This window comes from Sulfitobacter sp. IGS-18 (assembly GCF_059628195.1).
In genome coordinates this window covers 2,417,074-2,438,254 of the sequence record NZ_CM184556.1, presented here as the reverse complement: position 1 = coordinate 2,438,254, position 21,181 = coordinate 2,417,074, and the positions used below count along the sequence as shown (strand labels likewise).

The following is a 21,181-nucleotide window of genomic DNA, read 5'->3' as shown; positions in this document are numbered from 1 at the left end:
AAATACCCGGCTTCAACCGGCGCGGCGCATGCCCATGACGCGCGCCCGTGCCCTTGGGTCCTTGTCAAAGAGCGCGGCCAGCTGTTCGGTCATCGCACCCGCCAGCTGATCCACATCCGTGATCGTCACGGCGCGGTCATAATAGCGCGTCACGTCATGGCCGATGCCGATGGCCAGCAGTTCCACCGCCTTGCGCTTTTCGACCATGGCGATCACGTCGCGCAGGTGCTTTTCCAGGTAATTCGCCGGGTTCACGCTCAGGGTGGAATCATCCACCGGCGCCCCGTCGGAAATCACCATCAGGATCTTGCGCGCCTCGTGGCGGGCCATCATCCGGCGGTGCGCCCATTCCAGCGCTTCGCCGTCGATGTTCTCTTTCAGCAAGCCTTCCTTCATCATCAGGCCAAGGTTCGACCGGGTCCGGCGCCAGGGCGCATCGGCGGATTTGTAGATGATGTGGCGCAGGTCGTTCAGGCGGCCGGGCTGCACCGGGCGGCCCTCGTTCAGCCAGGCCTCGCGGGCCTGTCCGCCCTTCCAGGCGCGGGTGGTAAAGCCAAGGATCTCCACCTTGACGTTGCAGCGCTCCAGCGTGCGCGCGAGCACATCGGCACAGATCGCCGCGATGGAGATGGGCCGACCCCGCATGGAGCCGGAATTGTCCAGCAGCAGCGTCACGCAGGTGTCGCGGAATTCGGTGTCTTTCTCGACCTTGAAGGACAGCGGCGTGGTGGGGTTGGCCACCACACGGGCCAGCCTGCCCGCGTCAAGCGTGCCTTCCTCCAGGTCAAACTCCCAGGACCGGTTCTGCTGCGCCTGAAGACGGCGTTGCAGCTTGTTGGCCAGACGGCTGACCGCCCCCTTCAGGGGGTCAAGCTGCTGGTCCAGATAGGCGCGCAGGCGCTCCAGCTCCACCGGTTCGGCCAGTTCCTCCGCCCCGATCACCTCGTCATGGGCATCGAGATAGACAAGGTAATTGGGATCGGCATCCGACACGGGTTGCGGGGCAGGCGGTTCCAGCGGCGCGTCGCCTTCGGGCATTTCGGCCTCATCGCCCATCTCCTGATCGGCCATGTCGTCCATGCTGACCTGCGCCTCGGAGGCATCCTGCTGATCCTCCTGCGATTGTTCGGCGCTGCCTTCAGCCTCATCCTCGTCCTGATCGTCCTGGCCGGTGGAATCGGGATCCTGCTCCTCTTCCGCGCCCTCTTCGGCATCGTCCTGCTGATCGTCGTCCATCTGGTCGGGGTCATCGCCCAGCTGATCGCCATAGCCGAGATCCGAGATCATCTTGCGCGCGAATTTGGCAAAGGCGGACTGATCATGCAGCACGTCGTCCAATGTCTCAAGCGCGCCGCCGGCCTGCTCCTCGATAAAGCCGCGCCACAGGTCCATCGCATTGTCCGCGCCCGCGGGCAGGTCGCGGCCGGTCGCCAGATGGCGCACAAGGTAGCCTGCCGCCGTGGCCAGGGGCACGTCGCTGGCCTGCCGGGCCTGATCATAGCCCTTGCGCAGCGCGTCATGCTTGATCTTGACGTCGATGTTGCCCGCCGTGCCGGGCATGTCGCGCGCGCCCATTGCCTCGCAGCGCGCGGTTTCCATCGCCTCGTACAGATCGCGGGCCATTTCGCCCTGCGGCTGGTAACGCGCATGGGTCTGGCCGTTGTGATAGCGCCGGTTCAGCGCCAGCGCATCCGCCGTGCCCCGCGCCAGCAGCACCTCTTCGCGGGTCATGCGGCGGCTGACCTGCGGCAGGCGCATCATATCGCCCGACAGGCCGGAGGGATCGACCGAATAGCTGACATTCAGCTCCGGGTCGTTGGCCATGACCTTGGAGGCCTCGGCGAGTGCCTTTTTGAACGCGTCGGCAGGGTTGTCGGATTTGGTGGTCATCGGGCACTCATGCAATGGTCTGTTCTGCCATGCAACCTAGGCCGATTGGGACCGGATGACCAGCGGGCCGCGTGGCTTTCAGCGGATCAGATCGCTGCATTCCGTCAATTCGCGCGCCAGCCGGTCGCGGGCGCGGCTGCGGCGGCCCTGGTCGGGAGAGAATTCGGCATCATTACGCAGATAGGCATGGTCGCGCCAGGCATGAAACTTGGCGTTCCGGGCAACGGCGGGCGGCATGCCATAGTCGATGGCGGCGGGCATCACGGCTTCGGTCAGCGCGTCGAATGTGTCGCTGTCCCGGTCTTCGTCCGCTTGCCTGCCCCAGAATGTCTCCTGCGCGGCGTAGCGACCGGCGCAGGCGGCAAAGAGCGTCGCCCGTTCGGAAGGGGAGGTCGGCAGCGCCCGGGCCGGGCCGCTCAGGGCCAGGCAGGCAAGGGCAATCCGAATCGCGCAAGAACTGATCATGTAACAAGTTTATGACGGATTTCCCGAATTGCGCGTCGTGGCGGCAATTTTTTTGGATTTGACCCCGCAATGATGCCGGGGTGCCGCAGCCCCTGGCACCTGAAGGCAGCGGGGCCCGCGCGGCGGGGCCGGCGTTTTGCGATGTTCCGGGCAGGCCTGTCGCGGGGTTGCCGGGATCGGCGGTTTTCCGCATCTGTTAACCTCTGGTTGTATCCCCTTGATTTCAGGTTGGTTTGCCTCGGTGACCTGCGTCATGCCCCGGCCTGCATGGGCTGAAACCTGCCGGTTCCCGAAAAATTGACCGGAACCGAACCACCGGTTTGCGAATTGGCTGGTCAGAACGGCGGGACCGGCGCTGCACGCTGCACAGTCAGCCCGTCTGCAACCAAGTGAGGAGAAAAACCATGACCAATTTGAAGCAACATGCGAGTACTCTGGCGCTGATCGCGACACTGACTGCGACCCCCGCCATTCTTGCCGCCCAGACCGCAACCGCGCCTGCCGACGATGCTGCAACCGCGAGCGAGCAGCCGCTGACACAGGACAATGCGGAAGCCCCGGCGGAGGAGACAACCGATACCGCCGATTCAGCGGTGCCTGCTGACGACGCGGCCTCTGATACTGCCGAAGTACCTGCCGATGACACGGCCACCGACACTGCCGAAGCACCTGCCGATGATGCGATGCAGTCCGATGGGACCGACACCGCCGAGGTGCCTGCGGATGACGGCCTGGCCGGCGATCCGAACCAGACCGCCGAGGTCGCACCCGAAGAGACCGCGAAACCTGTCGAAGGCCAGATCCACATGCAGGGTGAGAACACCATCCTTGCAGATGACCTGATGGGGTCAAATGTGTATTCGGCCAGCGGTGAAAGCATCGGCGAGATCGACGACCTGATCGTGAACCTCGACGGTTCCGTTGAAGGTGCCGTGATCGGTGTCGGTGGCTTCCTGGGGATCGGTGAGAAATGGGTTGCCGTGAAACTGGACAGCCTGTCCGCCCAGCAGGACGAGAATGGCAATGTCACGCTGACCAGCTCTGCCACCAAGGCTGATCTCGAAGCGGCAGAACCTTTCGTCACCGCGCGGGACATGGCCGCCGCCCAGCGATCGGTTGAATCCATGCCTGCCGAAGGCGAGGTCCAGTCCCAGCCGCTGGAATGATAGCGCCGGGCGACACATCGCCCCGCTGCTGAACAAGGCCACCGTCGCATCCGCGGCGGTGGTTTTGCAGTTGAGAGGGGGCGGTGGTCCGACGGCGGGCCGCGTTTCAGCCTCTGGTCAGGATGTCGCCTGACCAAGAAGCTGCATCCCCTTGTCGACCAGCGCCCTGGCAAAGGGCTGATCCAGCGGCAGATGCCCGACAAGCAGACGGTAGAAGATCGGGGCATAGATCATGTCGAGGATGACTTCGGTGCTCTCCGGCGCGGCAATCTGACCTTCCCTGACGGCCTCGGCGATCAGGCCACGCCCGACCTCGCGCCCCGACAGGATCACACGGTTTCGGAAGGCGCGGGTCATTTCGCTGTCCCGGTCCGCTGCGGCAAGCGCAAGGCCGATCTGACGGCCCCGCGTGGTCGCAAAGGCCGCCACGATCGCCATGATCTGATGCTCCAGCCGGACGGGCAGGCTGCCCGCCGTTTGCAGGCTCACCTTCGGCTGGCTCTCCATCAGGGCGGCCATCGCCAATTCGCTGGCGTTTGCCCAGTTCCGGTAGATCGTCGGCTTTCCGACACCCGACCGCAGGGCCACGGCATCAATGGTCAATCGCCCGAAACCCTCTTGCATGAGGATATCGACGGCAGCGGCCAGCGCCTTGGCTCTGGCGGCCTTGCTGGGCGGGCGGCCGCGCGGATTTTGTTTTTCTTGACTCATTTCTTTACGAAACGTAACGTAAATAATCTATCATGACAAGCCAAGGATTCCAAAGATGTCCCATACCATCGTCCCCTACCTTGTTGCCAAAGGTGCAAAAGATGCCATCCAGTTCTATGCAAAGGCGTTTGGCGCCGTGGAAGACTTCCGCATGACCGATCCCGGCGACGGCAGGATTGGCCATGCCGAATTGGTCATCGGCGAGTCGCGCATCATGCTGAGCGATGAATATCCCGATTTCGGCGCCGTCAGCCCCGACACGCTGGGCGGGACCGCCGTGACCTTCCACCTTGCCACCACCTCCGTCGACGGGGATGTGGCGCAGGCCGTGGCGGCCGGGGCGACCCTGTTGCGCGCGCCGGCGGATCAATCCTTTGGCGAACGCACGGCGACGCTGCTGGATCCGTTCGGTCACCGGTGGATGCTGTCGCAAACCATCGAGGCGGTTTCGCCCGAAGAGATGCAGAAGCGCTGGGAAGAGGAAACCTCTGCATGATCCTGCATGTTCAATGCGTGCCCGGTGCTGCAAAACCGCAGGTGCGTGGCACCAAGCGCAGCACGGTCTGACCGGTGGATGCAGGCCCGATCGCAGGCGCGACCGGGCCTGCAATCACTCATGCGGTGCGGGGGCCTGCCGGGATCAGCCCAGGCTGACGCTTGCGGCGCTTTCCGGCAGTTCCTCGTCAAACAGGCGCTGATAGAACTCGGCCACTGTCTGACGCTCCAGCTCATCGCATTTGTTGAGGAAGGACAGGCGGAAGGCATAGCCGACATTGCGGAAGATCGTGGCGTTCTGGGCCCATGCGATCACGGTACGCGGCGACATCACGGTGGAGAGTTCCCCGTTCATGAAGGCAGTGCGGGTCAGATCGGCAACGGTGACCATCTGGCGCACGGTCTTGCGCCCCTCTGCATTGTTGTAATGCGGGTTCTTCGACAGAACGATTGCGGTTTCCGCGTCGATGGACAGATAGTTCAGCGTGGCCACCAGCGACCAGCGGTCCATCTGACCCTGGTTGATCTGCTGGGTGCCGTGGTACAGCCCGGTGGTGTCGCCCAGACCAACGGTGTTGGCGGTGGCGAAGATGCGGAAATAGGGATGCGGTTCGATCACCTGGTTCTGGTCCAGCAGCGTCAGCTTGCCGTCCACCTCCAGCACCCGCTGGATCACGAACATGACATCCGCGCGGCCCGCGTCATATTCGTCAAAGACGATGGCGGTGGGGTTGCGCAGCGCCCAGGGCAGGATGCCTTCCTGAAAATCGGTGACCTGCTTGCCATCGCGCAGCTTGATCGCATCCTTGCCGATCAGGTCGATCCGGCTGATGTGGCTGTCGAGGTTCACGCGCACCGCAGGCCAGTTCAGCCGCGATGCGACCTGTTCGATATGCGTCGATTTGCCGGTGCCGTGATACCCCTGGATCATCACCCGGCGGTTGTGGCTGAAGCCTGCCAGGATTGCCAGTGTGGTGTCGGGATCGAACTTGTAGGTGCTGTCCAGTTCCGGCACCCGTTCTGTCCGGGCGGCGAAACCCTTGACAACCATGTCCGTGTCGATGCCGAAAACCTCGCGGACGCTGATGTCTTCGGTGGGTTTGGTGTTGATGTCCAGCGCGCCGTCAGCCATTTGTCCTCGTCCTTTTCGGTCTTCACCCCGATTGGGGAAATATCAGCCCGCCTCTGGTGCAACATATCCTGAGTACGTGCAAGGGTTGGGCTGTGGGTTTGTTGCGTCACACGAGCCTAACTGGCGCAGATCGCGTCAATGGCAACCTGCGCGCAGCCGCAGGCGGCCTTGACGGGCCGGTCCGCGCGCGCCTCTGCAAGGTCGAGGCGCAGTTTGACATGCGGCGCCTCATCCGTCTTGCCGTTGGCGATCAGGCAATCGTACAGCCCGCGCAGGGCCCAGACGTTGTCAGGATGCACGCAGGCGCGGGGCAGGCCGGGGACCAGCCCCAGATCCTGGCGAAACACCTGCTCTGCCTCCACGGTGTGACCCTGTTCGAACAGCAGCGCCCCCAGCGCATGGCGGGTCGGCTGCATCCAGCCCCAGGGTTCGTCGTAAGGCAGGGCATCGTCCAGTGACACGGCACGCCGCAGATGTGCAAAGGCCAGGTCATGGTCGCCCTTGCGATAGGCCAGTTCCCCTTCAAGCATGGCGGCCGCGACCTCCAGCAGGTCGACGCCGCGCACATTGTGCAACAGGCGGCTTTCGGGCACGCGTGCCTTGACCGCAAGGAAGGTATCAAGCTGCGCATCCGCTTCCTCGATATGCCCCAGCGCGGAATAGGCCAGCCCCCTGGCGTATTCGATGAAGGCGGTGCACATGATGTAGGTTTCGGTATCCTCGGGCAGTTCCAGCTTGAGGATCTCCTCCCACATGCCGAAGCGGATCAGCACATGTGGCTCCATCCCCAGGATGGTTTCAAAGAAATCCGCCATCGGTGGCGATTTGATCTGCAGCAAGGCATCCGGCGTCGTCTCGCGCATGCCCCGGACGGCACGCATCGCCGGTTCGAACTGACCCAGATAGAGCGCCCCGCTGATGACAAAATGGTAATTGTGCTGCCGGTAGCCGGTGTAGATGTTGAACGCGCCTTCGGCCTCGTAGTATTTCAGGTCCGCCTCGATGGCGCGCTCGTTCCAGCGCACCACGTTCTCGTAAGCACCGCAAAGCACGTCGATATGCGTGGGCATATGCACCAGATGGCCGGCATCAGGCACCAGCCTGCGCAAGACGTCAGAGGCTTTCAGCGCCTTTTCGGGATAGGGCGACATCTCCATCAGATGCACGTAAAGATGCAGGATACCGGGGTGGGTCATGCCGCCGGGCAGGGCCATCTGGGTTTCCAGAACCGCCTGCGCCTCCAGCGTTTCGGCACCCGGGGCCACGTCACCTTCCGCGATGTCCCACATGGCCCAGGGCGTCAGGTTCATCAGCGCATCGACAAAGACGGTTGCGATGTCCGGATCGGTCGGATGGGCCTGATGAACGGCCCGCATGGCATCGGCAAAGGCGCGGTCCCAGGGGGCCATATCCTCCACCGGGTCGCGTTGCGGATAACGGGCGCTCAGCGCCCGGATCAATGCCGCTTCGACCGGGCTGGCATTGTCGATCACGGCGCGCGCGGCCCGGGTCGCATCATAGGCTTCGGCCAGAGCCTCCGCCCGGCCTTTGCTGTCGAACAGGACCCAGGGCAAGTTGTAATTCGGCCCGGCGGCATAGGCGTGGCCCCAATGGGCCATGGCGCAGGCCGGATCGGCGGCGGCGGCCCTGGTAAAGCAGGCAATCGCCTCCTTGTGGTTGAAACCATAGGTCCAGTTGAGCCCCCGGTCGAACCAGCGTTGCGCATCGGCAGAGCCTGTGGTGACGGCCCGTGTGTATTGGCCCAGATCGTAGGGATAGCGCATCGCGATGCTCCTTTTTTCGTACCCGAACATGCCAAGACGGGCCGGCCTTGCCCAGAACATTCCACAGAGCTGCACGAAAGATGCGCAACCGGAGGGCAATATCTGCACCAGGCGGGGCTATTCCGGTTCAGGCAATACAGGAGAATGCATCATGACAACATTGACACTACAACAGCGCTTTGCCGTGGCGGCCGCGATTGGCGCGGCAGGCGGCGGCGTCGCATTGGCGATGATCGGGCAGGGGAATTTCGGCTATGGCGACGCCGGTTTCCTGCGGGTGGCCAGCGCAGGGGCGTTTCTGGCGGGGCTGCTGGTGGCGGGCGGTTTTGGCGGGCAGGGGGTTCCGGGGCTGCTGCGCGCGCTGCTCAGCTTTCTTGGGGCCACCGTGCTGGGGGCGGTGATCGCGGTGTTGCTGATGCCGTTCGATTCGCTTTGGCGACAGGTCTTGCCGCTGGAAATCCTGCGGGACTGGGTGGCAGGCAGCCTTGTCGGACCACTTCATGTGCTGGAGGTTCTGGCAGATGATCTGCTGGTCCTTGTGGTCTGGGCAGGCGGGGTTGCGGCCAGCCGGGCCGCCCACCTGATTTCCCGCACCTAAGGTGCGGGGGGCCCGTAGCTTACCAGGTGGTGCGTCGGGTGCAGCCATGCTGCACCCTGGCCCGGTCAGTCCTTGAAGCTGCGGCTGCCCTTGATCTGGTCCCAGGCCCACATGACCTGCTGCAGCTGGTCCTCCTGCGACCGGTCGCCGCCGTTCATGTCGGGGTGCAGCACCTTGATCAGCAGCTTGTAGGCCTTGCGGATCTCGGGCTTGGTCATCGTGTCCTTGACCTCCAGGATCTCGACCGCGCGGCGTTCGGTGGGGGGCAGCCTGCGCCCCGCCTGGCCACCGCGACCGGGGTTCTGGGTCGCGTTCTTGCCCAGCACCTGATGCGGATCCTCGATGCCCAGCCGCGCCCATGCACGCGCCTCCGGATCGCCCAGCGGCTTGGTCTTGCGTTCCCAGACCTTGTCCTCGGACAGCTGCGCGTTCATCTCCGCCTCGGTGGTGCCGTCGAAGAAGTTCCACTTGAGGTTGTATTCGCGGACGTGCTGCTGGCAGAACCAGAAGTAATCGTCCAGCACGTCGGGCGCTTTCGGCGCGCGGTATTTCCCGGCCTCTTCGCAGCCCTCATGATCACAGATCCGGGTCGATGTTTCAGACGCGCCGGACATGCCGCGCCGACCGCGCGGGTTTTTCTTTTTCGAAGACGACACGGACATGTCGAATCCGAAGGGATCTGGTTTGGACATAGCGATTGACCTTTTCGACTCGAAGAGAGGAGTTTAGACTTTCCGCGAAGAGATTGAAGGGGCTTGACAGGAAAATGACGGTAAAAATGTCGAAGACGGAAGAGATCAGATCGGCATTGCAAACCGCGTTCGATCCGCGTGAGCTGGAAGTGGTGGACGACAGCGAGAGCCACCGCGGGCATGGCGGCTATCGCGAGGGCGGGGAAACGCATTACAACCTGCGCATCCGGTCGGCGGCTTTCAAGGGGCAGTCGCGCATCGCGCGGCATCGTGCCGTTCACGCCGCGCTTGGCCCCGACCTGATCGGGCGCATCCACGCGCTGGCGCTTGATCTGGACGTTTAAGGCACCCGACCTTTAACCAGAATCATCCTGTGACACGACTGTCCCGAGAGCGCCGCAGGCGCGGCAGGCTATGCGGGTCTCAGTCCAAGGTCGGGCGCTTTAGGAGTGCCGTCTATGACGCTGAATCAGAAGGCTTCCTTGCCGCTGCCAGCTTCTCAAGCGAGGCGCTTAGCCCACGCACATCACTGGTGTCCTCGACGCCATTGTCCCAGGGCTGATCATCGGATGACGCCTGTGCGGCGCCGGGGGTCTGCACCGGCGCGGAGGCTTGTTGCGCTGCGGTTCCGGCCGGGGTTTTTGCGGCCACAGCCGCCGGTTTTTCCGCCAGTTGCCCGGGCGCATCATCTTCCGCCGGGGCGGGCAGAAGCTCGGGGGAGAAGGCCTCTGCATCATTATTGCGCAGACGGCGGAAGACCAGCACGTTGCGCCATTCGGTGGTGGTGGAGGTGAGGCCGGAGCGTTCAACCGAGGGCAGCGTCTCTGCCCGCTGATATTCCCAGCCTTCGCCCGCAAGCTCGTTCATAAGCTCTTGCAACCCATAGGAAAACCGGGCCTCAGCCCCCTTCACACCTTTGCCCTTGCGCCCCTTGGAGGGGGCGGGGACGACTTTGTACTCGTAACGGGGCATGGGCATCCTTCGACGGGGGTTCGCAGGGGTTCTTAACCGATTGGAAAGGGTCACACAACGTGCACGGGCTGTACACCGAAAGCACACCGCAGCGCCGGGATTACTCAGGTGGCAGGGCAGCGATGTCGGCAAGGATGCGCTAATACAGGTCACACAAGTGGCAACAAGTTTGCCGATTTCCCGAATTATGGTTGTCGATCACCCCAAATCGGCGCGAGCGGTTGCAAGTACAAGGCTGGGCCAAACCCCACCCTACCGCTTCAACCCGATGCGGCGGCCGACGCGGGCTTCGGGGGGCAGCGCGCCCTGGCGGGCCTTGAAGGCCTCCAGCGCGTCCCTGATGTTCTGCGGCATCGGGGCGACGCGCGGGCCGGATTGGTCGACATGCAGGGTCAGCCCTTCGGCCGTGGCGGCAAGCCAGCCGTCCTCGTGGTACAATTCCTGATAGGAATGAAAGCGTTTCTCATCGAAATCAATCAGATGGAAGGCGGCGTTCACCCGGTCGCCCTCATGCAATTCACGCAAGTAACAGATGTGGAATTCCGCCACATAGGTGGTGCAGCCGGTCTTTTGATAATCGGGACCAAAGCCCAGCTGGCCATAGACCTCATCCACCGCCTGGTCGAACAGCACGGAGTAATAGGCCATGTTGAGATGGCCGTTGAAGTCGATCCATTCCGGTTTGACGGTCATCAAGCTGGATCGGAAAGGGGCGTTCATGGGGGTTTCTCCGGCGGCTTTTTGCGTTGGTGGCGATGCGGGCAAGGGGCGCGAACGGGCATCTTTCAGATGCCCTGCCTCGCGCTGATCGTGTCGTCCAAGCGGGCGCTACGCGCCGAGCTTGGCCGCCACGATCTGGTTGACCGCCTTGGGGTTCGCCTTGCCGCCGGTCGCCTTCATCACCTGGCCCACGAACCAGCCTGCCAGCTTGGGATTCTCGCGCGCCTTGGCGACCTGGTCGGGGTTGGCGGCTATGATCTCGTCCACCGCGGCCTCGATGGCGCCGGTGTCGGTGACCTGTTTCATGCCTTCGGTCTCGACAATCTCGGCGGGGTCGCGGCCGGTGGTGTAGCAGATTTCGAAGACATCCTTGGCGATCTTGCCGCTGATCGCGTCGGAGGCGATGAGATCGACGATGGCGCCAAGCTGGCCGGGGCTGACCGGGCTGTCGGTGATGTCGCTGTCGTCTTTCTTGAGCCGTCCGAAGAGTTCGTTGATGACCCAGTTCGCGGCCATCTTGCCGTCGCGGCCCTGTGCCGTCGCCTCGAAATAGCCCGCCGAGTCGAGATCGGCGGTCAGCACGGAGGCGTCATAATCGCTGAGGCCGAAGTCATTGATAAACCGCGCCTTCTTGGCGTCGGGCAGTTCGGGCAGGCGGGCGGCGATGTCATCGACCCAGCCCTGTTCGATCTCCAGCGGCAGCAGGTCGGGGTCGGGGAAATAGCGGTAATCATGCGCTTCTTCCTTGGAGCGCTGGGTGCGGGTCTCGCCCTTGACGGGATCGAAGCCGCGGGTTTCCTGATCGACGGTGCCGCCCGCTTCGAGGATGGCGATCTGGCGCCGCGCCTCGACTTCGATCGCCTGCTGGATGAAGCGGGTGGAGTTCATGTTCTTGATCTCGCACCTTGTGCCGAGATGGGCAAAATCGCCGGTCTCGCGGTAGCGTTCGTAATCGCCTGGGCGGCAGACCGAGACGTTGACGTCGGCGCGCAGGTTGCCGTTCTGCATGTCGCCGTCGCAGGTGCCGAGGTAGCGCATGATCTGGCGCAGTTTCAGGATATAGGCGGCGGCCTCTTCCGGGCCGCGGATGTCGGGGCGGGAGACGATCTCCATCAGGCAGACGCCGGCGCGGTTCAGGTCGACAAAGGAGCTGTCGGGGTCCATGTCGTGGATGGATTTGCCCGCGTCCTGTTCCATGTGGATGCGTTCGACGCGGACCAGCCGCGCGGTGCCGTCGCCCATTTCCACCAGCACTTCGCCTTCGCCGACGATGGGTTCGTAAAGCTGGCTGATCTGGTAGCCGGCCGGCTGGTCGGGGTAGAAATAGTTCTTGCGGTCGAAGGCCGATTTCAGGTTGATCTGCGCCTTCAGGCCCAACCCGGTGCGGACCGCCTGTTCGATGCAATATTCGTTGATCACGGGCAGCATGCCGGGCATGGCGGCATCCACGAAGGCGACGTTGGAATTGGGTTCAGACCCGAAGAGGGTGGAGGCGCCCGAGAACAGCTTGGCGTTGGAGGAGACCTGGGCGTGCACTTCCATCCCGATGACCAGTTCCCAATCCTCCTTGGCCCCCGCGATGCGTTTGGGTTTCGGGGTTTCATAGGTCAGGTCAAGCATGGCGCACCTTGGTCTGGGATAAACGGGTTATCCGGGTCATAGGATAGCGCGCGATGTGTCGCAAGGGCCTGCTGCGGGCCGTTTCAGGCGGGGATGGTCTGCGGGCCGGTGTCGGTAAAGACGATACGGTGGCCCTGGGCGATCTCGCGGCTGAACAGGGAGGTGATGATGCGCATCGCGTCTTCGCGGCCAGAGGCGGCAAAGCGGGCGGGCGAGCGGACCCGCAGGTTGTTGTCGAAACCCTGCGCCGCATGGGCCCAGATCATCGGGTGCAGCTCTGTCAGGTGGTCACGCACGATGTCATGGGCACATTCCGCGATCTGGATGCGGTTCTGGTCGGCATGATCGTTGCCAGAAAAGGCCTGACCCACGGAATTGGCGCAATAGGCGGCCAGCAGGTTGGCGGTATAGGCATTGGGCCGGCGCTTGAGGATGTCGTGCAGCCCTTCGATGAAGAAACCCACATCGAGGTTGGCGCAGGCCTGGTCATCGCAGGCGATGGCATCGAACTGGACCCAGGTATAGCCACCCGCACCCCAGATCTTTTCGGTCCGTGACGCCGTGCGGCGCGCTTCCAGCTCCAGCCCGGAGTAGGAGCCGAACCAGCGCGGCAGCATGTGGTTGCCGAGCGCCCGCATGGATCGGGGGTTGGCCGGGTTCAGGTCGATCAGCGCTTCATAGTGGTTGGCAATGCGGTGTTCGTTCTGCGAGGCATTGGCCAGCAGGGCGCAATTTGTCGCCGCCAGCAGGGGCGAGTCGTAGTCCTTGCCCGGGTAGGCGGCCACGATATCCCGGGCCCGGTCAAAATGCGCGGCAAAGGCGTCGCGGTTGCGTTCGGGAATTTCCGCATCCCAGCCGGTGCCGCGCCAGGCCCAGCCGATGTCCATATGCGCCTGGGCAACAATTGCGCCGACGATATGGTCGCGGGGGCGTTCGGCCAGGACATGTTCCAACGCCTCGATCCCGGCCAGCAGCGGCGCACCCTTGGCCGGTTTCCCGTCGAGCAGCGCATGTTCCGCCGCCATGATCACATCGGCGCGCGCGCCATAGGCCAGCAGTTCGGCCACCGGCATGAAGCCCGGTGTCAGCTCGCGTTTCTCGTCGGATTGATAGATCAGTTCCGAAAGCGCGTCCCAGTCCTCCTGCCGGACCATGCGCTGGCCGATGTTGAGGTAATGGTCGCGAATCTTTTCCTCTGCCGTGGGATCGGGGCAGGCAATGCTCAGCATGGCGGTGGGCGTGCCAGCGGCGGCACGCGGGCGGCGGCGCAGAATGGTGGTTCGCAGCGGCAAGACCGGCTCCGGTTCCGGGCGCTGACGCAGCCGGTTTTCCAGCGGGCGGATGTGTTTGGTCAGAAGGGAGCGCAGCGTTTTCATTCTGGGAGTATCCGGCAGATTTCTCGATTGCAGTGAGCTTGCCTTTGCAATCGGGCTGAAACATGGCTGACGTGCGAAGATATCAGGGAAATAATACATCCATAGGGTGCATTTTCCACATCAGCGTCTCAAACTTTAACGATTGTTCCGGGCCTCACACCGATCAGACCGAAAGGCGGTCATTGTTGCGTTTTATCGCTGCTTGTCTGCGGTCTACTTGCCAGCTTGAAAGTGGCGGCACATAGTGCGCGTCATGAAATTTATCGGGTTGACCATCGGGCTCGTCATGATGTCAGAGCCGCTCTGGGCCGAGGCGCGTTCGCCGCTCCGGACCCAGCCGCGCGCGATTCCCGTTGAACAATCACAGGTTGATGGCATGGCGCTGGAACCGGTGGAGGCATCTGCTGTCCCGCAGCTTCCGGCCCGGGCGCAGGCTGCTCCGCTTGAACTGCCGGAAGAGGCTGCGCTTCCCGGTGCGCCCGTTCTGGTTGTGCCGGGTCCGCCGCTCATCCGCCCGAAGGCACGCGCGCCGAACCTGCCGCGCACCCGCTGGCAGCATATGGCGGGCAATGCGCTGTGGACCCGAACCGCGCTTGCCGCACTCAAGGCGCATGGCAAGCCGCTGGTGGACATGGTGCCGGGCGACATCGAAACCTGGTGCCCGGCCTACCCAAAGGCGGACGACCGCAGGCGGCGGGCCTTCTGGGTGGGGTTTCTGTCGGCCCTGGCCAAGCACGAAAGCACCTACAAACCCTGGGCCGTGGGCGGCGGCGGGCGCTGGTACGGGCTGTTGCAGATCCTGCCGGGCACCGCACGGGGGTACAAATGTAACGTAGGGGATGGCGCGGCGCTGAAAAGTGGTGCGGCAAATCTCAGCTGTGCCGTGCGGATCATGGCCCATACCGTGCCGCGTGACGGGGTGATATCCGGCCCGCGCGGCAACAAGGGTGTCGGTGCCGATTGGGGGCCGATGCGCTCTGCCGCCAAGCGGCGCGAGATGGCGGGCTGGCTGCGGCAGCAGGCCTATTGCAAGCCGATCAACGCGACCCGGCCCCGCGCACGCCCCTGAGCCGCCGGCCGGAAATTATTGCAAAAGCTGGAAGTGGAACCGTTTCACGGTGACACCCTGTGCGGTCAGCGCCTCTTCGAATGCCTGATGGGGCGGGGTGGCTTCAAAGGGCATCCTGATCTTGCGGCCATTCGGCAGGACGATGCTGGCGCGCACGGAAAAGTCGAGCCGTGTGTCCAGCCGGATGTGGTCAACTTCGGCCAGGGCAATCAGCGCGTCGCGCGGGCCGGTGAACCAGCGCAGATGGGTTGCGTTCAAATCGATGCCCGCCAGCGGATTGCGGATCAGGTCCCAGAGTGTCGGCAGGGTAAAGACGGCGAGGACCGCCACCACCATCGGTGCGGCCTCAAAGACGATCAGCAGGCAGAGCAGCGCGGCCCAGACCAGGGCCAGGATTGCCATGCCGCGCAGGCTGCGGCCCGCGCGGCGGTAGCTGAAGACGGGGTCGGTCAGGACCTCGGTCACGGGGCCTATCTGCCGCCCGACACATCAAGGGTGGAGCCGGTGACATAGCTTGCCTCGTCCGACAGCAGCCACAGGGCGGCCTGGGCGATTTCCTCTGCCGTGCCCGCGCGGCGCATGGGCACATTGCCCGACAGGCGCGTGGCCCGGTCGGGGCTGCCGCCCTTGGCGTGAATGCCGGTTTCGATCAGCCCGGGGCGCAGCGACATGACGCGGATGCCCTCGGCTGCGACCTCGTCCGACAGGCCCTTGGTAAAGGTGTCGATGGCGGCCTTGGAGGCGGCATAATCCACGAATTCATGGGCAGAGCCCAGCCGGGCCGCCGCCGAAGAGATATTGACGATGGCGCCGCCGTCGCCCTGTGCCTGCATCCGTCTGACGGCAGCGCCGGCGATCAGGATCGCGCCGATCACGTTGATGTCGAACATCCGCCGCAGGCGGTCATGGGTCAGGGCGGTCACCGGCGAGGGGTGGTCGACGATGCCTGCATTGTTGATCAGTGCGTCAAGCTGGCCGAACTCTGCGTCGATCTGGGCGAACATGTCTTCGATGGCATCGGGGTCGGCCACATCAGCGGGGCAGAGCAGGGCATGCGCGCCTGACTTTGCCACATCGCTGGCAACCATATGGGCGCTGTCATGGTCAGACCGGTAATTCAGCACCAGGTCATAGCCCCGTGTTGCCGCCAGCCGCGCGCAGGCCGCGCCGATCCCGGTGGAGGCCCCGGTGATCAGGCAGACCGGCCGGGTCATGTCGCGCCCCGGATGCGGGTCAGCATCTCGGTCGTGTCGCGGCTGAGGTCTGGCGTGGCCAGCATCCGGTCCAGCTCGGTGGCGATGAGGCTTTGCCGGTCCGTGTCATAGCGTTTCCAGGTCTGGAAGGCGGAGCACATGCGCGCGGTGGTCTGCGGATTCTTCGGGTCCAGCCGGATCAGCCAGTCGGCCAGCAGCCGATAGGCCTTGCCCGAGGCGTGGTGGAACCCGGCGTGATGCATGGCCAGCGCGCCAAAGACCGCGCGGAAGCGGTTCGGGTTCTGCCAGTTGAAATCCGGGTGGCGGGTCAGGTCCTCCGCGACATCGGCGGCGTCCCGGGGCTCTGCCTGCTGCACCTGCAGGCCGAACCATTTGTCCATCACCAGACGGTCGTCCTTCCATTGCGCCTCGAAGGCGGCAAGCGCCTTTTCCCCCTTGCCGATGTGCAGCAGGGCGGCGAGGGCTGCCAGCTGGTTGGTCATATTGTCCGCCGCATCATATTGCGCCTGTGCGGCCCGGCCCCCGTCGCGGCGGGTGATCAGGGAGAGCATGGCATTGGCAAGGCTGCGTTTGCCGGCCTGTTCGGCACCGGGATCATAGGGGGCGGTGACAAGGTTGGCGGCGTGGATCTGCTGAGCGGCATCGCCCAGGGCATCGGCCATTGCATCGCGCATCCGCTCGACACCGGCATGGATGTTCTCGGGCATCGGGGTGCCGCCCTCGCCGTGGATCAGCGCGGCCAGTTCGGATTGCGTGGGCAGGCCCAGCATCAGCGCGCGATAGGCGGGGTCGAGCGCGGTGTCGCTGAGCACCGTGGTGATGGCCGCCAGATAGGCGGGATCGGCATCCGCCCCGTCGTGGATCATCGGCATCAGCGCCTTGCGGGCCAGCATCCGCGCGGCTTCCCAGCGGTTGAAGGGATCCGTGTCATGGCTCAGCAGATGGGCGCGGTCGGCATCGCTGAGATCATGTTCCAGCATCACCGGCGCGGAAAAGCCGCGCAGGATCGAGGGGACCGGGCGCGCCGCCAGCCCGTCGAAGCTGAAGCTCTGCGTGGCTTCGGACATTTCAAGGATGCGGGTTTCGCCCACTTCGCTCCCGTCCGGGCCGATCAGACCGGTGGCGATGGGGATGACCTGCGGTTTCGGATCGGGGGAGGCCGCGCTGGGCTTGGTATCCTGCCGGAAGGTCAGTGTGAGGGTGCTGCCGTCCCAGTCTTCGGTGACAGACAGGCGCGGGGTGCCGGCCTGAGAATACCAGCGCTTGAACTGCGCGAGGTTCCGGCCGGTGGTATCCTCAAAGACCTTCAGCCAATCCTCGATCGTGCAGGCCTGACCGTCATGGCGTTCAAAATAGAGGTCCAGCGCCCTGGCATAGGCCTCATCACCGACCAGGGTTTTGAGCATGCGGATGACCTCGGCGCCTTTTTCATAGACGGTGGCGGTGTAGAAGTTGTTGATTTCCTGAAAGCTTTCGGGCCGCACCGGATGGGCAAGCGGGCCCTGATCCTCGGGGAACTGGCGCGCGCGCAGGTCGATCACATCGTGAATGCGTTTCACCGGGGCGGAACGCATGTCAGAGGTGAACTGACTGTCGCGGAACACCGTCAGCCCCTCCTTGAGGCAGAGCTGGAACCAGTCGCGGCAGGTGATCCGGTTGCCGGTCCAGTTGTGGAAATATTCATGGGCGATGATCGCCTCGATCCGCTCGAAATTCATGTCGGTGGAGGTTTCGGGGCTGGCCAGCACGGCGGAGGAGTTGAAGATGTTCAGCCCCTTGTTCTCCATCGCGCCCATGTTGAAATCATCCACCGCGACGATGTTGAACAGCTCAAGGTCGTATGCGCGGCCATAGACCTCTTCGTCCCATTTCATCGAGGCCTTCAGCGCCTGCATCCCGAAGGCGCATTTGCCCTCGTCGCCGGGGCGCACGTAAAGGTTCAGCGCCAACTCGCGGCCGGTCATGGTGGTGAAATGATCGGAATGCGCCACGAGATCACCGGCAACCAGAGCAAAGAGATACGCGGGCTTGGGCCAGGGATCGTGCCATTCGGCGCTGTGCTGCGCGGTGCTGACCGGGTTGCCATTGCTCAGCAGCACCGGGTGGGGGCCGTTGATGGTGACGGTAAAGACGCTCATCACATCCGGGCGGTCGGGATAAAAGGTGATCTTGCGAAAACCCTCGGCCTCGCATTGGGTGCAATACATGCCGTTCGACATGTAAAGCCCCTCCAGCGCGGTGTTGTTCGCGGGGTCGATCTCGACCTCCGATTCCCACAGGAACGGGCCGTCGGGGGTATCGCAGGTCAGCCCGTCCTCTGACAGATCCGGGGTGACTTCCCTGCCGTCGATGCGGGCAGAGATCAGCGACAGGTTTTCGCCGTGCAGAAAGAACCGCCTGTCGGTCGCATCGGGGTTGGGGCGGAAGGCGATCCTGCTTTTGACGCGGGTCTTGTGCGGATCAAGATCAAAGTCCAGCGCAACACTGTCGACCACAAAACCAAAAGGTGTGTAGTCGGACAGATAGATCGTCTTGGGGGCCGCGTCGCGCATGGAAGTACCTCTTTTTGCCGGAACGGTTCGGTTGGGCTGCACGTTATGACCATGAGACCTGCCCTGCAACGGGGCGAATGGAACGAAAGTCAAACAACACGGAGGACACCCTGATGTCTGCACCCGAAACAAACATCGACAAGCAGGAACAACGTCACAAGCCCGCATTGCTGGGGATCAAGGGGGCCATGGTCTTTGGTGTGCTGATGGTCCTGATCGTCTTTTTCCTGGCCGTGATGGGCGGTGGCGATGATCAGCTGCCCGCGATTGAAACGGGCAGCACGGTGAACAGCACCGATGACGCCGTGGCCCCGGTGGCAGGCGGCTCCGACTAGGGCCGCGCCCGGAAGGATCAGCGTGGCGGCACCCGTTTCCGATGCCGCCATTTTGCCCTCCATCCCAGGGGTGGAGGCCAGTACCGCAAGGATTGCGCGAATTTTGGTAAGATTACTTTACCAAGAAACTTGTCGCTCGGAACCAATCGCCGTACACCTTTGGAAATTTCCGGGCGAAGGGAGCGCAAGCAATGTCAGACAGGATCAACAAACACGATTTGCAGGTGGAATCCGCCCTTGTCGCTTTCATCGAGGATGAAGCCCTGCCGGGCAGTGGCGTGACGCCGGATGCCTTCTGGCAGGGGTTTTCGCAGCTGGTGCACGAGATGGGCGACAGGAACCGCGCCCTGCTGGCCGAGCGCGAGACGTTGCAGCAGCAGATCGACGATTGGCACATCGCCCACCGGGGCAGGCAACATGATGCCGAAAGCTACCGCAGCTTTCTGAAAGATATCGGCTATCTGGTGCCCGAAGGCCCTGATTTCACCATCGAAACCGCCAATGTAGACCCCGAGATCGCAACGGTGCCGGGCCCGCAGCTGGTGGTGCCGATCACAAATGCGCGGTTTGCGCTGAATGCCTGCAATGCGCGCTGGGGCAGCCTTTATGATGCCTTCTATGGCACCGATGCGCTGGGCGATCTGCCCCCGGCGGGTGGGTATGACGCGGCGCGCGGTGCGCGGGTGGTGGCGCGGGCCAAGGCGTTTCTGGATCAGGCGGCACCGCTTGCGGGCGGTTCGCATGCCGATGTGACCGGCTATGCCGTGGAAGATGGCGCATTGGTGCCCGCACTTGCCGATCCTGCGCAATTCGCGGGCTATCGCGGGGATGCGGCGGCACCCTCGGCGATCCTGCTGCGCAACAACGGGCTGCATGTGGAAATCACGGTCGATGCGGACCATCCCATCGGCAGGACCGACCCGGCCCATGTGGCCGATGTCCTGCTGGAAAGCGCGGTCTCCACCATCATGGATTGCGAGGACAGCGTGGCCGCGGTGGATGCCGAGGACAAGGTGGTGGCCTATCGCAACTGGCTGGGGCTGATGAAGGGCGATCTGTCGGAGACTTTCGAGAAGAACGGCAAGCCGATGACACGGGTGATGCACCCGGACCGGCGCTATACCGCGCCGGATGGCGGGGCGGTGACGCTGAAAGGCCGCGCGCTGATGCTGGTGCGCAATGTCGGCCACCTGATGACCAACCCTGCGGTGCTGGACCGCGCGGGCAGCGAAGTGGGTGAGGGGCTGATGGATGCCATGATCACCACGCTGATCGCAATGCACGACCTGAAGCGCGCGGGCGGAAATTCGGTGCAGGGGTCGGTCTATGTGGTCAAGCCCAAGATGCACGGGCCTGCCGAAGTTGCCTTTACCGACGAGATTTTCACAATGGTGGAAGGCCTGCTTGGCCTGCCGGCCCATACCGTGAAACTGGGCATCATGGACGAGGAACGCCGCACCAGTGCCAACCTCAGGGAATGTATCCGCGCGGCGAAACATCGGGTGGCTTTCATCAACACCGGTTTCCTGGACCGCACCGGCGACGAGATCCATACCTCGATGGAGGCCGGACCGATGGTGCCCAAGGGCGACATGAAGAACGCCACCTGGATCGGCACCTATGAGGACCGCAATGTGGATATCGGCCTGGCCTGCGGGTTGCAGGGGCGGGCGCAGATCGGCAAGGGCATGTGGGCGATGCCGGACATGATGGCCGATATGATCGCGGCAAAGGTGGGTCACCCGATGGCAGGGGCCTCCTGCGCCTGGGTGCCCTCGCCGACCGCGGCCACCCTGCATGCGATGCATTATCACCAGGTCGATGTGATCGCGCGGCAGGACGAGATCCGGGCAGGCGGGCCGCGCGGCACGCTGGCCGATCTGCTGGAGATCCCGGTGCTGGAGGGGCGCAACCTGAGCGCGGCCGAAATCACCCGCGAGATCGAGAACAATGCCCAGGGCATTCTGGGCTATGTGGTGCGCTGGGTCGATCAGGGGGTTGGCTGCTCCAAGGTGCCGGACATCAATGATGTCGGCCTGATGGAAGACCGCGCCACCTGTCGCATTTCCGCCCAGGCGCTGGCGAACTGGCTGCATCACGGGGTGATCGACGCGGATCAGGTCATGGAGGGGTTGAAGAAGATGGCCAGGGTGGTGGATGGTCAGAATGCCGGTGATCCGGCCTATCGCCCGATGGCGCCCGGTTATGACGGCATTGCCTTTCAGGCAGCCTGCGATCTGGTGCTGAAGGGGCGCGAACAGCCTTCGGGCTATACCGAGCCGGTGCTGCATGCGCGGCGGCTGGAGCTGAAGGCGGCGGGCTGAGCGCGGGGTGAAAGCTGCGTGGGGCGCTGCCCCACACCCCGGGAATATTTTTTGCCAAAAAGAGGA

20 protein-coding genes are annotated in these 21,181 nt (G+C 63.7%); 7 read left to right on the top strand and 13 right to left on the bottom strand.

The annotated features are described in order from the left end of the window. Window positions 1-12 precede the first annotated feature (12 nt). Together cobT and ACWNZ3_RS11775 are read right to left on the bottom strand one after the other, a co-directional pair. Window positions 13-1,890 (bottom strand): cobaltochelatase subunit CobT, encoded by a 1,878-nt coding sequence (cobT, locus tag ACWNZ3_RS11780; RefSeq protein WP_269363667.1) that lies wholly within the window; start codon window positions 1,888-1,890, stop codon window positions 13-15. A 78-nt stretch (window positions 1,891-1,968) separates the two neighbouring features. After that, complete coding sequence (locus ACWNZ3_RS11775) at window positions 1,969-2,355, bottom strand: hypothetical protein (protein WP_496900053.1); 387 nt, start codon at window positions 2,353-2,355, stop codon at window positions 1,969-1,971. 404 nt (window positions 2,356-2,759) lie between these two features. Between ACWNZ3_RS11775 and ACWNZ3_RS11770 the strand changes: the two genes are divergently transcribed. Then, window positions 2,760-3,521, top strand: a complete 762-nt coding sequence (locus ACWNZ3_RS11770; RefSeq protein ID WP_269363663.1) for a PRC-barrel domain-containing protein — start codon at window positions 2,760-2,762, stop codon at window positions 3,519-3,521. Between the two features lie 117 nt (window positions 3,522-3,638). Here ACWNZ3_RS11770 and ACWNZ3_RS11765 read toward each other — a convergent pair whose 3' ends face one another. Then, the gene (locus tag ACWNZ3_RS11765; RefSeq protein ID WP_496900052.1) at window positions 3,639-4,232 is read right to left on the bottom strand and encodes a TetR/AcrR family transcriptional regulator; all 594 of its coding nucleotides are present in this window, start codon (window positions 4,230-4,232) and stop codon (window positions 3,639-3,641) included. Between the two features lie 55 nt (window positions 4,233-4,287). Between ACWNZ3_RS11765 and ACWNZ3_RS11760 the strand changes: the two genes are divergently transcribed. Next, window positions 4,288-4,728, top strand: a complete 441-nt coding sequence (locus ACWNZ3_RS11760) for a VOC family protein (protein ID WP_496900051.1) — start codon at window positions 4,288-4,290, stop codon at window positions 4,726-4,728. A 144-nt stretch (window positions 4,729-4,872) separates the two neighbouring features. On the opposite strand, the gene cobS is transcribed toward ACWNZ3_RS11760, so the two are convergent. After that, complete coding sequence (gene cobS / locus ACWNZ3_RS11755; RefSeq protein WP_274575108.1) at window positions 4,873-5,859, bottom strand: cobaltochelatase subunit CobS; 987 nt, start codon at window positions 5,857-5,859, stop codon at window positions 4,873-4,875. 116 nt (window positions 5,860-5,975) lie between these two features. Then, window positions 5,976-7,643 carry a hypothetical protein gene (locus tag ACWNZ3_RS11750; protein ID WP_496900050.1) on the bottom strand — a complete coding sequence of 556 codons (1,668 nt, stop codon included), beginning with the start codon at window positions 7,641-7,643 and terminating at the stop codon, window positions 5,976-5,978. A 151-nt stretch (window positions 7,644-7,794) separates the two neighbouring features. Here ACWNZ3_RS11750 and ACWNZ3_RS11745 point away from each other — a divergent pair, with 151 nt between their 5' ends. Next, a complete protein-coding gene (locus ACWNZ3_RS11745; protein ID WP_496900049.1) occupies window positions 7,795-8,241 on the top strand; it encodes a hypothetical protein in 447 nt (148 codons plus the stop codon). Between the two features lie 65 nt (window positions 8,242-8,306). Here ACWNZ3_RS11745 and ACWNZ3_RS11740 read toward each other — a convergent pair whose 3' ends face one another. Continuing rightward, window positions 8,307-8,933 carry a J domain-containing protein gene (locus ACWNZ3_RS11740; RefSeq protein ID WP_067287897.1) on the bottom strand — a complete coding sequence of 209 codons (627 nt, stop codon included), beginning with the start codon at window positions 8,931-8,933 and terminating at the stop codon, window positions 8,307-8,309. A gap of 86 nt (window positions 8,934-9,019) precedes the next feature. Between ACWNZ3_RS11740 and ACWNZ3_RS11735 the strand changes: the two genes are divergently transcribed. Next, complete coding sequence (locus ACWNZ3_RS11735) at window positions 9,020-9,277, top strand: BolA family protein (protein WP_269363654.1); 258 nt, start codon at window positions 9,020-9,022, stop codon at window positions 9,275-9,277. A gap of 112 nt (window positions 9,278-9,389) precedes the next feature. Here ACWNZ3_RS11735 and ACWNZ3_RS11730 read toward each other — a convergent pair whose 3' ends face one another. The 4 genes from ACWNZ3_RS11730 to ACWNZ3_RS11715 form a co-directional block, all read right to left on the bottom strand. Continuing rightward, the gene (locus tag ACWNZ3_RS11730; protein ID WP_496900048.1) at window positions 9,390-9,905 is read right to left on the bottom strand and encodes a DUF4177 domain-containing protein; all 516 of its coding nucleotides are present in this window, start codon (window positions 9,903-9,905) and stop codon (window positions 9,390-9,392) included. A 252-nt stretch (window positions 9,906-10,157) separates the two neighbouring features. Continuing rightward, entirely contained in the window at window positions 10,158-10,625 is a 468-nt protein-coding gene (locus tag ACWNZ3_RS11725; RefSeq protein WP_274575112.1) for a thioesterase family protein, read from the bottom strand. A 108-nt stretch (window positions 10,626-10,733) separates the two neighbouring features. Then, window positions 10,734-12,245, bottom strand: a complete 1,512-nt coding sequence (gatB, locus tag ACWNZ3_RS11720) for an Asp-tRNA(Asn)/Glu-tRNA(Gln) amidotransferase subunit GatB (protein WP_496900047.1) — start codon at window positions 12,243-12,245, stop codon at window positions 10,734-10,736. Between the two features lie 83 nt (window positions 12,246-12,328). Next, window positions 12,329-13,621: a hypothetical protein gene (locus ACWNZ3_RS11715; RefSeq protein WP_496900046.1), complete on the bottom strand. Its 1,293-nt coding sequence runs from the start codon at window positions 13,619-13,621 to the stop codon at window positions 12,329-12,331. A gap of 253 nt (window positions 13,622-13,874) precedes the next feature. Here ACWNZ3_RS11715 and ACWNZ3_RS11710 point away from each other — a divergent pair, with 253 nt between their 5' ends. Further along, window positions 13,875-14,690, top strand: a complete 816-nt coding sequence (locus ACWNZ3_RS11710; protein WP_269363644.1) for a transglycosylase SLT domain-containing protein — start codon at window positions 13,875-13,877, stop codon at window positions 14,688-14,690. Between the two features lie 15 nt (window positions 14,691-14,705). Here ACWNZ3_RS11710 and ACWNZ3_RS11705 read toward each other — a convergent pair whose 3' ends face one another. The 3 genes from ACWNZ3_RS11705 to pepN are packed head-to-tail and all read right to left on the bottom strand — an operon-like array spanning window position 14,706 to window position 18,456. Beyond that, on the bottom strand, window positions 14,706-15,155 hold the full coding sequence (locus ACWNZ3_RS11705) for a hypothetical protein (protein WP_496900045.1): 450 nt from the start codon (window positions 15,153-15,155) through the stop codon (window positions 14,706-14,708). Between the two features lie 5 nt (window positions 15,156-15,160). Continuing rightward, entirely contained in the window at window positions 15,161-15,904 is a 744-nt protein-coding gene (locus tag ACWNZ3_RS11700; RefSeq protein ID WP_496900044.1) for an SDR family oxidoreductase, read from the bottom strand. Then, a complete protein-coding gene (pepN, locus tag ACWNZ3_RS11695) occupies window positions 15,901-18,456 on the bottom strand; it encodes an aminopeptidase N (protein ID WP_496900043.1) in 2,556 nt (851 codons plus the stop codon). The genes ACWNZ3_RS11700 and pepN overlap by 4 nt, the downstream gene beginning before the upstream one ends. 113 nt (window positions 18,457-18,569) lie before the next feature. On the opposite strand from pepN, the gene ACWNZ3_RS11690 reads away from it, so the two are divergent. Together ACWNZ3_RS11690 and ACWNZ3_RS11685 are read left to right on the top strand one after the other, a co-directional pair. Next, window positions 18,570-18,791 (top strand): hypothetical protein, encoded by a 222-nt coding sequence (locus ACWNZ3_RS11690; RefSeq protein WP_496900042.1) that lies wholly within the window; start codon window positions 18,570-18,572, stop codon window positions 18,789-18,791. A gap of 191 nt (window positions 18,792-18,982) precedes the next feature. Further along, entirely contained in the window at window positions 18,983-21,115 is a 2,133-nt protein-coding gene (locus ACWNZ3_RS11685) for a malate synthase G (RefSeq protein WP_496900041.1), read from the top strand. Window positions 21,116-21,181 lie beyond the last annotated feature (66 nt).

Coding starts and splice junctions, on each gene's coding strand:
- ACWNZ3_RS11770 (WP_269363663.1), top strand. CDS start 2,760: ATGACCAATTTGAAGCAACATGCGAGTACTCTGGCGCTGATCGCGACA.
- ACWNZ3_RS11745 (WP_496900049.1), top strand. CDS start 7,795: ATGACAACATTGACACTACAACAGCGCTTTGCCGTGGCGGCCGCGATT.
- ACWNZ3_RS11740 (WP_067287897.1), bottom strand. CDS start 8,933: ATGTCCAAACCAGATCCCTTCGGATTCGACATGTCCGTGTCGTCTTCG.
- gatB (WP_496900047.1), bottom strand. CDS start 12,245: ATGCTTGACCTGACCTATGAAACCCCGAAACCCAAACGCATCGCGGGG.
- ACWNZ3_RS11750 (WP_496900050.1), bottom strand. CDS start 7,643: ATGCGCTATCCCTACGATCTGGGCCAATACACACGGGCCGTCACCACA.
- ACWNZ3_RS11730 (WP_496900048.1), bottom strand. CDS start 9,905: ATGCCCCGTTACGAGTACAAAGTCGTCCCCGCCCCCTCCAAGGGGCGC.
- ACWNZ3_RS11700 (WP_496900044.1), bottom strand. CDS start 15,904: ATGACCCGGCCGGTCTGCCTGATCACCGGGGCCTCCACCGGGATCGGC.
- pepN (WP_496900043.1), bottom strand. CDS start 18,456: ATGCGCGACGCGGCCCCCAAGACGATCTATCTGTCCGACTACACACCT.
- ACWNZ3_RS11765 (WP_496900052.1), bottom strand. CDS start 4,232: ATGAGTCAAGAAAAACAAAATCCGCGCGGCCGCCCGCCCAGCAAGGCC.
- ACWNZ3_RS11735 (WP_269363654.1), top strand. CDS start 9,020: ATGTCGAAGACGGAAGAGATCAGATCGGCATTGCAAACCGCGTTCGAT.
- ACWNZ3_RS11710 (WP_269363644.1), top strand. CDS start 13,875: ATGAAATTTATCGGGTTGACCATCGGGCTCGTCATGATGTCAGAGCCG.
- ACWNZ3_RS11760 (WP_496900051.1), top strand. CDS start 4,288: ATGTCCCATACCATCGTCCCCTACCTTGTTGCCAAAGGTGCAAAAGAT.
- ACWNZ3_RS11725 (WP_274575112.1), bottom strand. CDS start 10,625: ATGAACGCCCCTTTCCGATCCAGCTTGATGACCGTCAAACCGGAATGG.
- cobS (WP_274575108.1), bottom strand. CDS start 5,859: ATGGCTGACGGCGCGCTGGACATCAACACCAAACCCACCGAAGACATC.
- ACWNZ3_RS11685 (WP_496900041.1), top strand. CDS start 18,983: ATGTCAGACAGGATCAACAAACACGATTTGCAGGTGGAATCCGCCCTT.
- ACWNZ3_RS11775 (WP_496900053.1), bottom strand. CDS start 2,355: ATGATCAGTTCTTGCGCGATTCGGATTGCCCTTGCCTGCCTGGCCCTG.
- ACWNZ3_RS11690 (WP_496900042.1), top strand. CDS start 18,570: ATGTCTGCACCCGAAACAAACATCGACAAGCAGGAACAACGTCACAAG.
- ACWNZ3_RS11715 (WP_496900046.1), bottom strand. CDS start 13,621: ATGAAAACGCTGCGCTCCCTTCTGACCAAACACATCCGCCCGCTGGAA.
- cobT (WP_269363667.1), bottom strand. CDS start 1,890: ATGACCACCAAATCCGACAACCCTGCCGACGCGTTCAAAAAGGCACTC.